Annotated in this window: 14 protein-coding genes; 10 read left to right on the forward strand and 4 right to left on the reverse strand. The window is 60.2% G+C overall.

The window, feature by feature from the left end; all coding sequences use genetic code 11:
• Positions 1-26: 26 nt before the first annotated feature.
• The 5 genes from tsaB (at position 27) to M2497_RS07300 (ending at position 3,581) form a co-directional block, all read left to right on the forward strand.
• The gene (tsaB, locus tag M2497_RS07280; RefSeq protein ID WP_248486597.1) at positions 27-713 is read left to right on the forward strand and encodes a tRNA (adenosine(37)-N6)-threonylcarbamoyltransferase complex dimerization subunit type 1 TsaB; all 687 of its coding nucleotides are present in this window, start codon (positions 27-29) and stop codon (positions 711-713) included.
• Between the two features lie 160 nt (positions 714-873).
• On the forward strand, positions 874-1,164 hold the full coding sequence (locus M2497_RS07285; protein WP_248486598.1) for a hypothetical protein: 291 nt from the start codon (positions 874-876) through the stop codon (positions 1,162-1,164).
• Positions 1,164-2,024, forward strand: coding sequence for a DUF72 domain-containing protein (locus tag M2497_RS07290; protein ID WP_248486599.1), 861 nt, complete (start codon positions 1,164-1,166; stop codon positions 2,022-2,024). Before M2497_RS07285 ends, M2497_RS07290 begins: the two co-directional genes overlap by 1 nt.
• Before the next feature lie 27 nt (positions 2,025-2,051).
• Positions 2,052-2,879 carry an isocitrate lyase/phosphoenolpyruvate mutase family protein gene (locus tag M2497_RS07295; RefSeq protein ID WP_248486600.1) on the forward strand — a complete coding sequence of 276 codons (828 nt, stop codon included), beginning with the start codon at positions 2,052-2,054 and terminating at the stop codon, positions 2,877-2,879.
• 3 nt (positions 2,880-2,882) lie between these two features.
• Complete coding sequence (locus M2497_RS07300) at positions 2,883-3,581, forward strand: extensin family protein (protein WP_248486601.1); 699 nt, start codon at positions 2,883-2,885, stop codon at positions 3,579-3,581.
• Positions 3,582-3,584: 3 nt separating this feature from the next.
• On the opposite strand, the gene M2497_RS07305 is transcribed toward M2497_RS07300, so the two are convergent.
• Positions 3,585-4,205 (reverse strand): energy transducer TonB, encoded by a 621-nt coding sequence (locus M2497_RS07305; protein WP_248486602.1) that lies wholly within the window; start codon positions 4,203-4,205, stop codon positions 3,585-3,587.
• 96 nt (positions 4,206-4,301) lie between these two features.
• Between M2497_RS07305 and M2497_RS07310 the strand changes: the two genes are divergently transcribed.
• A complete protein-coding gene (locus M2497_RS07310) occupies positions 4,302-5,084 on the forward strand; it encodes a class I SAM-dependent methyltransferase (protein WP_248486603.1) in 783 nt (260 codons plus the stop codon).
• Positions 5,085-5,129: 45 nt separating this feature from the next.
• Here the strand turns inward: M2497_RS07310 and M2497_RS07315 are convergent, their stop codons facing one another.
• A complete protein-coding gene (locus M2497_RS07315; protein ID WP_071496961.1) occupies positions 5,130-5,765 on the reverse strand; it encodes a TetR/AcrR family transcriptional regulator in 636 nt (211 codons plus the stop codon).
• A 93-nt stretch (positions 5,766-5,858) separates the two neighbouring features.
• On the opposite strand from M2497_RS07315, the gene M2497_RS07320 reads away from it, so the two are divergent.
• From M2497_RS07320 to M2497_RS07335, 4 genes are all read left to right on the forward strand, one after another.
• Positions 5,859-6,959 carry an efflux RND transporter periplasmic adaptor subunit gene (locus M2497_RS07320; protein WP_248486604.1) on the forward strand — a complete coding sequence of 367 codons (1,101 nt, stop codon included), beginning with the start codon at positions 5,859-5,861 and terminating at the stop codon, positions 6,957-6,959.
• Positions 6,960-6,965: 6 nt separating this feature from the next.
• Positions 6,966-10,031, forward strand: coding sequence for an efflux RND transporter permease subunit (locus M2497_RS07325; protein WP_248486605.1), 3,066 nt, complete (start codon positions 6,966-6,968; stop codon positions 10,029-10,031).
• Positions 10,032-10,033: 2 nt separating this feature from the next.
• On the forward strand, positions 10,034-10,627 hold the full coding sequence (locus M2497_RS07330) for a threonine transporter RhtB (protein WP_071488786.1): 594 nt from the start codon (positions 10,034-10,036) through the stop codon (positions 10,625-10,627).
• Between the two features lie 90 nt (positions 10,628-10,717).
• Positions 10,718-12,085: a Fic family protein gene (locus M2497_RS07335; protein WP_248486606.1), complete on the forward strand. Its 1,368-nt coding sequence runs from the start codon at positions 10,718-10,720 to the stop codon at positions 12,083-12,085.
• A gap of 45 nt (positions 12,086-12,130) precedes the next feature.
• Here the strand turns inward: M2497_RS07335 and M2497_RS07340 are convergent, their stop codons facing one another.
• Both M2497_RS07340 and M2497_RS07345 read right to left on the reverse strand, forming a co-directional pair.
• On the reverse strand, positions 12,131-12,820 hold the full coding sequence (locus tag M2497_RS07340; protein WP_071496953.1) for a DUF4197 domain-containing protein: 690 nt from the start codon (positions 12,818-12,820) through the stop codon (positions 12,131-12,133).
• A gap of 22 nt (positions 12,821-12,842) precedes the next feature.
• Positions 12,843-13,244: a YbaY family lipoprotein gene (locus M2497_RS07345; protein ID WP_092241388.1), complete on the reverse strand. Its 402-nt coding sequence runs from the start codon at positions 13,242-13,244 to the stop codon at positions 12,843-12,845.
• Positions 13,245-13,268 lie beyond the last annotated feature (24 nt).

The following is a 13,268-nucleotide window of genomic DNA, read 5'->3' on the forward strand; positions in this document are numbered from 1 at the left end:
TTTTTTCGACTTGGACACCTACACCGATGAGCACCCTGCTGGCCCTGGACACCGCGACTGAAGCTTGCTCCGTTGCCTTGCTGCACGATGGCAAGGTAACGAGCCACTACGAGGTGATCCCGCGCCTGCATGCGCAGAAGCTGTTGCCGATGATCAAGCAACTGTTGGAAGACGCCGGCACCACGCTGGCTGCGGTCGATGCCATCGCCTTCGGCCGCGGCCCGGGTGCATTCACGGGGGTACGTATCGCCATCGGCGTGGTGCAGGGCCTGGCGTTTGCGCTGGAGCGTCCGGTGTTGCCGGTGTCCAACCTGGCCGTGCTGGCCCAGCGCGCCTTGCGTGAACATGGCGTCCGGCAGGTGGCGGCCGCTATCGATGCGCGCATGGATGAAGTGTATTGGGGTTGCTACCGCGAAACGGCGGGCGAGATGCGTCTGGTCGGTGTGGAAGCCGTGCAGCCGCCGGAGTCATCGCAATTGCCTGCCGACGCCAGCGGCGATTGGTTTGGTGCTGGCACCGGCTGGGGGTATGGCGAGCGCATCGCTGTGCCGCTGGTGGGCCAGGACGCGACGATGTTGCCTCACGCCGAGGACTTGCTGACATTGGCACGTTTTGCGTTCGAGCGTGGCGAGGCCATCCCGGCGGACCAGGCGGCGCCAGTCTATCTGCGCGATAAAGTGGCGCAGACCAAGGCAGAGCGCGGGATTATTTGACGCCAAAAATGATGGCAATTTGGGGCTAAATTCACCAATCGTCAGAATTTGCCCCTGGTTTTAAACCTTTTTCAAATTATGTGTTCTAGTTATCACCAGAGCATTTGCGCGCTACGGATTGCGCCACTAAAATGCCATTACTGATAGCGAGTTCGCGCCCATGCGTATTGATGGCTTTTCCTCACAGTCTTACCCAATCAAGCGCAAGCCGCGTAAGGCGAACGTCACGGTGGACGACTCCGTCGAGGACTCGCCGGACTTCATCGAAGTCCAAGCCGATGCACAGGCCAGCGCCCAAGCGCGTATCAGCGGTCTTCCCGCTCGTCAGCAAGACATGGTCTTCCCGCGCTCCATGAGCAAAAGCGTCGCTACCGCCCTGGCCAGCTACCTGACCACCGCCGGCTTTGTCGAATGGGATATGGAAGTGCTGGGCCTCGACATCCACATCTGATGCGTCTGCCTTACTACCTCGGTTGCCCGTCCTGGAGTGAAAACGCCTGGCGTGAATACCTGTATCCCGCCGATGCCCGTTCCAGCGACTACCTCGCGCTCTATTCCCAGGTCTTCAACGCCGTCGAAGGCAACACCACGTTTTATGCCCGCCCCTCAGCCGCCACCGTGCAGCGCTGGGCCGAAATCATGCCCGACGACTTCCGCTTCACGGCCAAATTTCCCGGTGACATCAGCCACAGCGGTAACCTGACCGAGCAGCTACCGGCAGCGGAAAGCTTCGTGGGCCTGATGAGTCCGTTGGGTGAGCGGGTATCGCCACTGTGGTTGCAACTGCCCGCGTCGTTCACCCCGCAGCGCCTGGGGGAGTTGGCGGGTTTCATCGATGGCCTGGAGCGGCCGATGGCGGTGGAAGTGCGCCACCTGGAATTTTTCGCCAAGGGGGACGCCGAGCGCATGCTTAACCGTTTGTTGCGTGACCGCGGCGTGGAGCGCATCTGCCTGGATCCGCGCGCGCTGTTCAGTTGCACGTCCACCTCGGCCGCCGTGCTGCACGCCCAATCTAAAAAGCCCAAGGTGCCACCCCGTCCGGCGGCGCTGACGCAGTTTCCCCAGGTGCGCTTTATCGGCCATCCCGAACTGGAGGCCAACGATCCGTTCCTGAAGCCATGGGTGGAAAAAGTCGCTGGCTGGGTCGAAGAAGGGCGCACCCCCTACGTGTTCCTGCACACCTCGGATAACCGCCTCGCCGCGCAACTGGCCCTGCGTTTCCACGATCAACTGATGGCACGCCTGCCAGGCCTGCCGCCCTTGCAGGTGTTGGATCGCGCTCCCGCCGTGGAGCAACTGGGGTTACTCTAGGGTTCCTTTTTCCGCCAGGAGCCCGACATGGATGCCCAAACCCTTCGCGCCGAAACCTTCAAGGCCTTGCATGAGCGCGACCGTGCGTTCGTGATGCCTAACCCGTGGGACGTAGGCTCCGCGGTGATGCTGGCCAGCCTGGGTTTCGAAGCACTGGCCACCACCAGTGCGGGTTACGCGTTCAGCCTTGGGCGCCCGGATGCGGAAGGCGCGTTGTCCCTGGACGACACGTTGGTCAATGCCGGCATGATCGCCAAGGCTACCGCGTTGCCGGTGGCTGCCGACCTGGAAAACGGCTTCAGCGACACACCTGAAGGCTGTGCCCAGACCATCCTGCGTGCTGCGCAAGTCGGCATTGTCGGCGGCTCCATCGAGGACGCCACGGGCATTGCCGCCGACCCGATCTATCCCTTTGACCTGTCCGTCGAGCGCGTGGAAGCCGCCGTCGCCGCCGCCCGCAGTCTGCCATTTCCCTTCACCCTGACGGCCCGTGCGGAAAACCTCCTGCATGGCCGCCTGGATTTGCCCGACACCATCCGCCGCCTGCAAGCCTACGCCGAAGCCGGGGCCGACGTACTGTATGCCCCGGCCCTGCGCAGTGCCGAGGAAGTGCTGGCGGTGGTCAAGGCGGTGGCGCCCAAACCGGTGAATGTGTTGATGTCCGGTGGCTTGAACCTGAGTGTCGCGCAGTTGAGCGAGATGGGCGTGCGGCGGATCAGCGTCGGCTCGGCGCTGGCGTTGGCGGCCTACGGCGAGTTCTACCGCGCCGCGCAGGAGGTGTATGAGTTGGGCACGTTTACCTTCACCGAGCGCAAGATGCCGTTCAGCCAGGCCAACCAATTCTTCAAGGGCTAAGCGGTGCGTTTTTTCAAAGTGCTGGGCCTGCTGCTGATCCTGGCGGGTGCCGTTGCCGTGGGTGTCTGGCGTGGATGGGTGCCACTACCGGCCGATTGGAACCCGTGGGCACCGCTGGACGTACGCGCCAACCCCAACTTCTTGACTCGCTACAAGCTGGGCCGTCTACAGGGTGACCCGGCACTGTGCGACCGGGTGCTGCAAACCTCGGGCCTGCGCGTCAGTCATCAGGCGGACTCGCCGGCAGATGGCGCTTGCCCCTTGCGCAATACCTTGCGCGTACAGGGTTCTGCGGTTGGGCTGAGCAGTAGCTTTCTCGCCAGTTGCCCACTGGCGGTGGCGTTCGCCCTGTTTGAGCGGCACAGCTTGCAACCGGCGGCCCAGGCGGTATTCGGCCAGGCAGTGACGCGGGTCGATCACCTGGGCAGCTTTGCCTGTCGCAATATCTATAACCGTGCCGAAGGGCGACTCAGCCAGCATGCGTCAGCCAACGCGCTGGACATTGCCGGTTTTCGCCTGGCGGATGGGCGCAGTATCAGCGTGCTCAAGGACTGGCCTGGGGAGGGCGATAAGGCACGGTTTCTGCGTCAGGTTCGCGATAGCGCCTGTGATGATTTCAATGTAGTGCTCAGCCCTGACCACAACGCCGCGCACCGCAACCATTTCCATCTGGATATGGGGCGTTGGTGGGTGTGTCGCTGAGGCTCAGGCGGCCAAGCGCAGGTTCTGGGTGACCAGTGGGCGAGCCCAGTAGTAGTCGAAGTCCAGGGCTTTTTGTTGCGCGACCAGTTCTTCGGTTGGATACGGCGTGGCGGCGGGTGGCAGCAGGTCCAGTTCGAATTCGGCGATGGGCAGGTGCAGAGGGCGCGGCTCAGGGGCTGGACCCGGCTCCGGCAGCGGCTGGCCGGCCGTTAACACGATGGGGCGGACCCAGCCGCTTTCGAAATTCTGCTGGCGTTGCTGGGCGACGATTTCTTCTTCCGGGAACGGTGTGGCGGCGGGTGGCAACAGCTCGGTTTCGAACTCGGCAATCGGCAGGAACAGCGGCTCCGGTGGAGCAATCTCGGTGTCTTTCACATCGCACTCACGCTGGGTGAGGATCTGCGACAACAGGTCGGCGCCGGCGCTGGGTTCTACCGCTGGGTCCGCCGGTGCTGGCGCCTGCACGGCGAGCGCGTCGGGCGTCTCGCCAAGCTGCTCGACCAAGGCCCTGGCGAAGAAGTCCTGCCACACATGACTCACCCCGGCCAGCGCTTGAGTATTGCGCAGGCCGTAGTGGTTGTGGGTCGGCAGTACACCGATGGTTAGGGGAAGAATGTCTGACATTTTTCTCGGTCGACGCTCAGCTCTGGCAAAATACCTGACTGTTGTTTTTATCGGCCGCTGTTTGCCGATCCTTAATATTTTTGAGCGTAGCGATTGATGAGCGAACAACCAGCGACCAGCCGCATCCAGGTCGAGGCCTTGGGCGAGGTTTTCCAGGCCCGCGCCGAGCAATGGGCGCAGCGGCTTGGCTTGCCTTTGCAGCAGGCAGATGCGGACTTTTCCCTGCAAGTGGGGGAGCATGGCCTGCAATTGCAACAGCTCGGGGCTGACGCGCCAGGGCCGGTGCGCGTGGATTTTGTCGAAGGCGGCGCGGCGCATCGGCGCCTCTATGGTGGCGGTAGCGGGCAGATGATCGCCAAGGCCGTGGGCATCGCCCAAGGCGTGCGCCCACGGGTGCTCGACGCTACGGCTGGCCTGGGCAAGGACGCCTTCGTGCTGGCCAGCCTGGGTTGTGACATGAGCTTGATCGAGCGTCAGCCGCTGATCGGCGCCTTGCTCGAAGATGGCCTGGCGCGCGGCGCGGATGATTTTGAAGTGGCACCGATTGTGGCGCGCATGAAGCTGCTCAAGGGCAACTCCATCGACGTGATGCGCCAGTGGGAGGGCGAGCCGCCCCAGGTGATCTACCTCGACCCGATGTTCCCGCACCGTGAGAAAACTGCCCTGGTGAAGAAGGAAATGCGCCTGTTCCGGCCGTTGGTGGGGGATGATCCCGATGCGCCGGCGCTGCTGGCTGCCGCCCTGGCCCTGGCTAGCCACCGCGTAGTGGTCAAGCGCCCGCGCAAGGCACCGTGCATTGACGGGCCAAAGCCGAGCCATGCGCTGGATGGCAAATCCAGTCGCTATGACATTTATCCGAAGAAAGCGCTCAAACCCTAAGATTGAAAATGCCCTGTGGCGAGCGTGCTTGCCACAGACAATGGGTTACGGCCTGTAGGCCCGCATAAACAACCCCACCACCTCTTGCACATGGGCTTCGGCGGCTTCTTCACTCAGTTGCCCGCCGCAGCCATACAGCAAGCAGAAATTCGCCGTGCCCTTGAGCAGGCAGAAGAAATGCTCGGCCGCCGTAAAGGGTTTGTCGATGCTCAGCGCACCACTCTGGTCGATCTTGCCAAGCAGTCGCTCCATACCTTGCAGCATGCGCATGGGGCCGGCCTCGAAGAAGATCTGCGAGAGTTTCACGTCCTGGTTGCCGGTGGTCATCATCAAGCGATGCAGGTTGACCGACTCTTCACTGTTGATCAGCCGATGGAACCCCCGCGCGATATTCAACAGCACAGTTTGTACGGGTATGCCCTCGGGCAACTCGAAGTACATCACCGGCAGTTGTTCTTCGCACTTGGCCACCACCGCGGCGGTGAACAAGGTCTCTTTATCGTTGAAGTGGCTATAGACGGTCAGTTTCGACACGCCAGCTTCCAGTGCCACCGCGTCCATGCTGGTACTGGCGTAGCCATTGCTCAAAAACAGGATTTTCGCTGCTTCGAGGATTGCCTGGCGTTTTGCCATGTCCTTGGGGCGCCCGGGGCTATTGGTGTTCAGAGGATTGTCGGACATTTTCACCTTTAATACTGGACTGGCGAGTTTGGTATTAATACCATACCCGCCAGTATAATTATTCCTAGCTCTACTTGCGAAAGGTCCTACAGCATGCGCAGCACCTTCCTGCCCTTTGCTTTGCCTGTCAGTTTGGTCGTGCTGTTGACCGCCTGCGGCCATGAAGAAGCGGCCCAGATTACCATCCGCCCAGCCATGGTGGTGCAGCCTCAGCCTTCTTCGCAGTCGATGGACAGCTACCCCGGCGAAGTGCGCGCCCGCTATGAACCGGACCTGGCTTTTCGCATCGGTGGCAAAGTCAGCAAGCGTTTGGTGGAGGAGGGCGAACGGGTCAAGGCCAACCAGCCGCTGGCGGAGCTGGACCCTCAGGACGTGCGCCTGCAGCTGGAAGCGACCCGCGCCCAGGTTGCCGCCGCCGAGGCCAACCTGAGCCTGGTGCGGACCGAGCGCGACCGCTACAAGACCCTGATGGACCGTCAGATGGTCAGCCGTTCCCAGTACGATAATTCCGAAAACCTCTACCGATCCGGTGAAGCACGCCTCAAGCAGATCAAGGCCGAGTTCGATGTGGCCAGCAACCAGGCCGGCTATGCCGTATTGCGTGCGCCCCAGGACGGAGTGGTGGCCAAGCGTGCGGTGGAGGTCGGCCAAGTGGTGTCCGCCGGGCAAACCGTGTTCACCCTGGCTACCGATGGCGAGCGCGAAGTGCTGATCAGCCTGCCGGAACAAGGTTTTGGCCGGTTCAAGATCGGCCAGCCGGTGTCGGTAGAGCTGTGGAGCCAGCCGGATCAGCGTTTTACCGGGCGTATTCGCGAGCTGTCACCGGCGGCCGATCCCAAGTCGCGCACGTTTGCGGCTCGCGTGGCATTCACCAGCGGCAAGGTCCCGGCTGAACTGGGCCAGAGCGCACGCGTATTCATACAGGTCGACGGCGATGTTCCGTTGTCAGTGCCGCTGTCTGCCCTCAGTGCGGAGAACGGTGCGTCCTACGTGTGGCGCGTGCAGCCCGACAACACGCTCAAACGCACGCCGGTGCGCATTGGTGCCTTCGGTGAAAAAACCGTCCCGGTCCTGGAAGGCCTGGCCCCGACGGATTGGGTGATCGCTGCGGGTGTGCACGTGCTTCACGAGGGCCAGCAAGTGCGCCCGGTGGACCGCTCCAACCGTGTGGTGAATCTGGCGGCCAAGGAGTAGTCCCCGATGGGTTTCAATCTTTCCGAATGGGCGTTGCGCAATCGCCAGATCGTACTGTTCCTGATGATCCTGCTGGCAGTGGTCGGCACCTTGTCCTACTCCAAGCTGGGGCAAAGTGAAGACCCGCCGTTCACCTTCAAGGCCATGGTCATCAAGACCAACTGGCCTGGCGCAACGGCGCAGGAAGTCTCGCGGCAGGTCACCGAACGCATCGAGAAAAAACTCATGGAGACCGGCGAGTACGAACGCATCGTCTCTTTTTCTCGCCCAGGTGAGTCCACTGTCACCTTCATTGCTCGCGACTCCATGCACTCTGTGCAGATTCCCGAACTGTGGTACCAGGTGCGCAAGAAGATCAGCGACATCCGCCAGACCTTGCCGCCGGACATTCAGGGGCCGTTTTTCAATGACGAATTCGGCACCACCTTCGGTAATATCTACGCCCTGACCGGCGACGGTTTCGACTACGCCGTGCTCAAGGACTACGCCGACCGCATCCAGATTCAACTGCAGCGCGTCGCGGATGTGGGCAAGGTCGAGCTGCTCGGCCTGCAGGACGAAAAGATCTGGATCGAGCTGTCCAACCTCAAGCTGGCCACCCTCGGCTTGCCTTTGGCGGCGGTGCAACAGGCGTTGCAGGAGCAGAACGCGGTCTCCACTGCGGGCTTCTTCGAAACCCCGAGTGAACGTGTGCAACTGCGTGTATCGGGCAACTTCAAGAGCGTGGAAGAGATCCGCAATTTCCCGATTCGCGTGGGTGACCGCACCTTCCGCATCGGCGATGTGGCCGACATCCACCGGGGTTTCAACGACCCTCCGGCACCACGCATGCGTTACATGGGCGCAGACGCGATTGGCCTGGCCGTGGCGATGCGCGACGGCGGTGACATCCTGGTGTTGGGCAAAGCCCTGGAAGGTGAATTCGCACGCTTGCAGAAGAACCTCCCTGCGGGTATGGAGTTGCGCAAGGTGTCGGACCAACCGGCGGCGGTGAAAACCAGCGTCGGCGAATTTGTGCAGGTACTGACCGAGGCGCTGGCCATCGTGTTGCTGGTGAGTTTCTTCTCTCTCGGCGTGCGCACTGGCATGGTGGTGGCCCTGGCGATTCCGCTGGTGCTGGCGATGACGTTTGCCACCATGTATTACCTCGGCATCGGCCTGCACAAGATTTCCCTGGGCGCACTGGTGTTGGCGTTGGGCCTGCTGGTGGACGACGCGATCATCGCCGTGGAGATGATGGCGATCAAAATGGAGCAGGGCTATGACCGGCTCAAGGCCGCCAGCTTTGCCTGGACCAGCACCGCGTTCCCGATGCTCACCGGTACGCTGATCACCGCCGCCGGCTTCCTGCCGATTGCCACCGCGCAGTCGAGTACTGGCGAGTACACCCGTTCGATTTTCCAGGTGGTGACCATTGCGTTGCTCGCTTCGTGGGTGGCCGCCGTGGTGTTTGTGCCTTACCTGGGGGAAAAGCTCCTGCCGGACCTGGCGAAAATTCACGCAGCCAAACATGGCACCGATGGTCCTGATCCCTACGGCACACCTTTCTACCAGCGCGTAAGACGTTTGGTGGAGTGGTGCGTGCGTCGCCGCAAAACCGTGATCGTCCTGACCCTGTTGCTGTTTATCGGCTCGGTCGCCCTGTTCCGTTTTGTGCCACAGCAGTTCTTCCCGGCCTCCGGTCGCCTGGAATTGATGGTCGACCTGAAGCTGGCCGAAGGCGCCTCGCTGAGCAACACCGCTGACCAGGTCAAACGGTTGGAAACGCTGCTCAAGGATCACGCCGGCATCGACAACTACGTGGCCTATGTCGGTACTGGATCGCCGCGTTTCTACCTGCCGCTGGATCAACAACTGCCGGCCGCCAGTTTTGCCCAGTTCGTGGTGCTGGCCAAAACCATCGAAGAGCGCGAAAGCCTGCGCACCTGGCTGATCGAAACCCTCAACGAACAATTCCCCGACCTGCGTTCACGGGTTACCCGCCTGGAAAACGGCCCGCCCGTGGGTTACCCGGTACAGTTCCGTGTGACCGGCGAACATATCGAAGAGGTCCGCGCGCTCGCCCGTAGAGTGGCGGCCAAGGTTCGTGAAAACCCTCACGTGGTCAACGTGCACCTGGATTGGGAAGAACCGAGCAAGATCGTCTACCTCAATATCGACCAGGACCGCGCCCGTGCCCTTGGCGTGAGTACGGCCAACCTGTCGAAATTCCTGCAGAGTTCATTGACCGGCTCCAGCGTCAGCCAATACCGCGAGGACAACGAGTTGATCGAAATCCTGCTGCGCGGCACCGTTCACGAACGCACCGAACTCTCGTTGCTGCCGAGCCTGGCTGTGCCGACGGACAACGGCAAAAGCGTCGCGCTGTCGCAGATCGCCACCCTCGAATATGGCTTCGAAGAAGGCATCATCTGGCACCGCAACCGCCTGCCTACGGTGACCGTACGCGCCGATATCTATGGCAAGGAACAGCCCGCGACATTGGTCCAGCAGATCCTGCCGACCCTGGAAGGCGTGCGTGCCGAACTGCCGGATGGCTACCTGCTCGACGTGGGCGGGACCGTGGAGGATTCCGCCCGTGGACAGAACTCGGTGAAAGCCGGGGTGCCGCTGTTTATCGTGGTCGTGCTGACCTTGTTGATGCTGCAGTTGCGCAGTTTCTCGCGGACCGCGATGGTGTTTCTGACGGCACCGCTGGGCTTGATCGGGGTGACCTTGTTCCTGCTGGTATTCCGCCAGCCCTTCGGTTTCGTCGCCATGCTCGGGACCATCGCCCTGTCGGGGATGATCATGCGTAATTCGGTGATCCTGGTGGACCAGATCGAGCAGGACATCAAGGCGGGGCTGGCACCGTGGCAAGCGATCATCGAAGCCACCGTCCGACGCTTCCGCCCGATTGTGCTGACCGCCCTCGCGGCGGTATTGGCGATGATCCCGCTGTCGCGCAGTGTGTTCTTCGGGCCAATGGCCGTGGCGATCATGGGCGGGTTGATTGTGGCGACTGCGTTGACCCTGCTGTTCTTGCCGGCCCTGTATGCTGCGTGGTTCCGAGTGAGGAAGGACGTCGCGTAATCATGCTGGCCACCGTTTCAGCCCTGATGTTGTTGTTGCTTGCCCCAGGCCCTACCAACACCCTGTTATTTCGTGCAGGTGTGTTGTGTGGCTTGCGGGCTTCGTGGAGGCTGGCATTTGTCGAGTGCCTGGCGTACCTGCTGCAAGTTTCGGTATGGGGCGTGGCATTGCTGTATCTGTCGGCGTACTCGCCATGGGCGCTGAAGGCAACGCAATTGGCGGCAGCCTGCTACTTGCTCTATGTCTCCTACAAGCTTTGGCAGCGTAAGAACAGTGTCATCCACCCCGGTTCCGACCGTTTCTCCGGGCTGTACTTCTTCTGGCTGACGGTGATGAATCCCAAGGGATTGCTGATCGTGTCATTCATTGCACCGTTCGGCACCTTTGCCACGCTACCCGGCTATGCCGGGTTCATGGCCACGCTGGTGCTGGTGGTGATTCCAGTGGGGGCGGGGTGGATCATGCTGGGCAGCCGCTTTGAAGGAATTCAAAAGGCCTGGCTCACGCCATTGAAGATCAACCGTGCGACCTCTATTGCGATTGGCTGCTTTGCCACGCTGATGGTGGGGCGGTTGGCGGAATCGATGGTGAATTGAGGGAGCGCGCGTCTCAGATTTGATGTTTATTGAGATAGTTGCAGTTTTCTGCTGTACTCAAGTCTCAGAAATCGAAAAATTGAGATTTTGATGATCAAGTTGCCACCGAGGGTGCCGGAAGGGGTTTTCGTTTTAATTGGCCAGGAACCCCATCTTCAGCATCTTTCTGACTATATGAAGCTGACTCAGCCAACCGATAGCCAGGGGCGTTACTTACACTTTGATCAACTACGTCACCGCTTCCCAAAGCATTTGGATCAGGCGATATGCTGGGGCATCGTAAAATACGAGCGCTCTCGTCTGTACCAGCAAATATTGCCCGTCGGTACGCCTGAGGCCTGGTGCAAGTTTTTACTGACACCGACCGCACAGCGCGTGGTATCCACGGTCGACAGGTACGCCTCAACTGCAGCACTTGAGTACATGAGCAGCAAGATTGGGAAGGCCGCTCACATCAAGTATCTGCTCAATGATTTGATTGAAGATGAAGCCATCAGCAGCAGTCAGCTGGAAGGGGCAGCAACCACGACGCTCGTAGCAAAAGATATGTTGAAAAGAGAGCGGCTACCCAGAACACCCGATGAAAAAATGATCATTGGTAATTACCGGATGATGCGTTTCGCTTGGGATAAGAGAAACGCTCCTCTCAGTGCCGAACTGATCGCTGAAATGCATGAGGTGGGTGTTCAAGGCATTGACGATGACAAATATTCTCCCGGCAGCTTTCGTCTAAATGATGACGTAGTTGTCCAAGATGGTGATAGCAATGTGGTCCATACGCCCCCTCCTGCAGAAGGCATCGCCAAAAGATTGGGGCGATTAGCTGACTGGATCAACACGTGCCACGACGACGCTACGACAAGCCGCTACCTCCATCCGTTGATCAAAGGTATTTCTCTGCATTTTGCGCTGGGTTACGAGCACCCTTTTCGGGATGGCAATGGTCGCGTGGCGCGTGCGTTGTTTTATTGGTTTATGTTTAAAAGCGATTACGCGGCATTCAGGTATATCTCCATCAGTGTTCTGCTTAAGAATGCCGCCGTTCAGTACGGTACGTCTTACCTCTATACCGAGACAGATGAACTGGATCTGACTTACTTTATTGACTACCAGTGCTCTGTGGTCCAGCGGGCGGTTGATAGCTTCAAGACGTCTTACGAAGAAAGTGTTAAGGAGGCTGAGTCGTTCGAGCAATGGCTCTGGGAGTCAGGGCTATACAAAGAGTTGAACGAGAAACAGAAGACTGTATTTCAGGTCGCCAAGAGTGGCACCGCGAAGCAGTTCACTGCGGTCAATGTGAAGGAAAATCTGGGCTGTTCCTACAACACGGCGTCAGCCGTCCTGAACGGTCTTGTTGAATTGAACATCTTCGTCAAGAAGAAGCAGGGTCGTGAATGGGTTTTTTCAATGCGTGATCAAGCAGAAATACAAAAAAACTGGTTGAAGACTTCTCGTTAATTTAACGAATGCCCACGTCTTCTTGAACCGTGGGCATTACGGGTATTACAGCGCCCCAAACACCTTCTTCGCCAAACTGGTAGCCGCCGCCGCCGGGTTCTCGCGAATGGTTTCTTCCTGCTTGGCAATCATCTTGAACAAACCGTCCAGTGCCTGCTCGGTCACGTAGTTCTCGACGTTGGCGCTCTTGGCGTCCACCGCACCGAAAGCCGCAGCCTTGCCGGCCAGGGCATTGTACTGCTGGGCTACGCCGACCTTGTCGGTAGCGGCCTTGACGATGGGCAGGAACTTGGCGCGGATCTGTTCACGGCTGCTTTTGTTCAGGTATTGGGTGGCGGAGTCCTGGCCGCCGCTGAGGATGCCTTTGGCGTCGGTCACGCTCATGTTCTTCACGGCGTTGACCAGAATCGGCTGGGCCTGGGTCACGGCGGTTTCAGCAGCCTTGTTCATGCTGGTTTCCAACTGCGTGACCTGGTCACCCATGCCGAACATCTTCAGCTTGTCGGCGACTTTACCCAGCTTGCCTGGCAGGCCGATCTTCACTTCCGGGTTGTTGCTGAAACCACCGGGTACACCCAGTTGCTTCACGGCGATCTGCGCGCCTTGGGTCAGGGCGTCCTTGAGGCCGCCGCTGGCGTCGCCCTGGGACAGGCTGCTGAGGTCCAGGGCCATGGCGTTGGCACCGAGCAGCAGGCCGGCACACAGGGCAGTCAGGCGAAGGGAGTTACGGAGCATGGACGCTTCCTTTTTATCGAATTCAGTGGGCCACCGCGTCAACGCGCAGACGCAGTGGTTGAGGATCCTGGCCATTGAGCTGCACAGCGTGCCGCTCGGTGGTGATAAACAGTAGCTTGCCATCCACTTCGATGCGAGCGCTCACCGAGTAGCTGTGGCCGGGTTTGACCTGGGCCGGGTCGTAGCTCAGGTGAAACGGCAGCGGCACCTGGCCTTTGACCGGGCCTTTCTGCTCGGCGAGGGTCACAGCCGGTGCATCTGCCAGGGAAACGTCTTGCAGGCTGACACTCAAGGTCGCGGTTGGCGGCAGGGCGATGCGTTGCAGGTAGAACACTTCGCCATCGAGGCTGGCCTTGGGGGTGGGGCTCATGGACTGGCAGGCTCCGAGCAGGGCGGTAAGGCCCAGGAGGATGATCTTTTTCATGGTGTCGCTCCTTTTCAAGGGCGC

It is taken from the genome of Pseudomonas sp. CYM-20-01 (genome assembly GCF_023169845.1).
In the GTDB taxonomy this organism is placed as follows: Bacteria; Pseudomonadota; Gammaproteobacteria; order Pseudomonadales; family Pseudomonadaceae; genus Aquipseudomonas; species Aquipseudomonas azotoformans.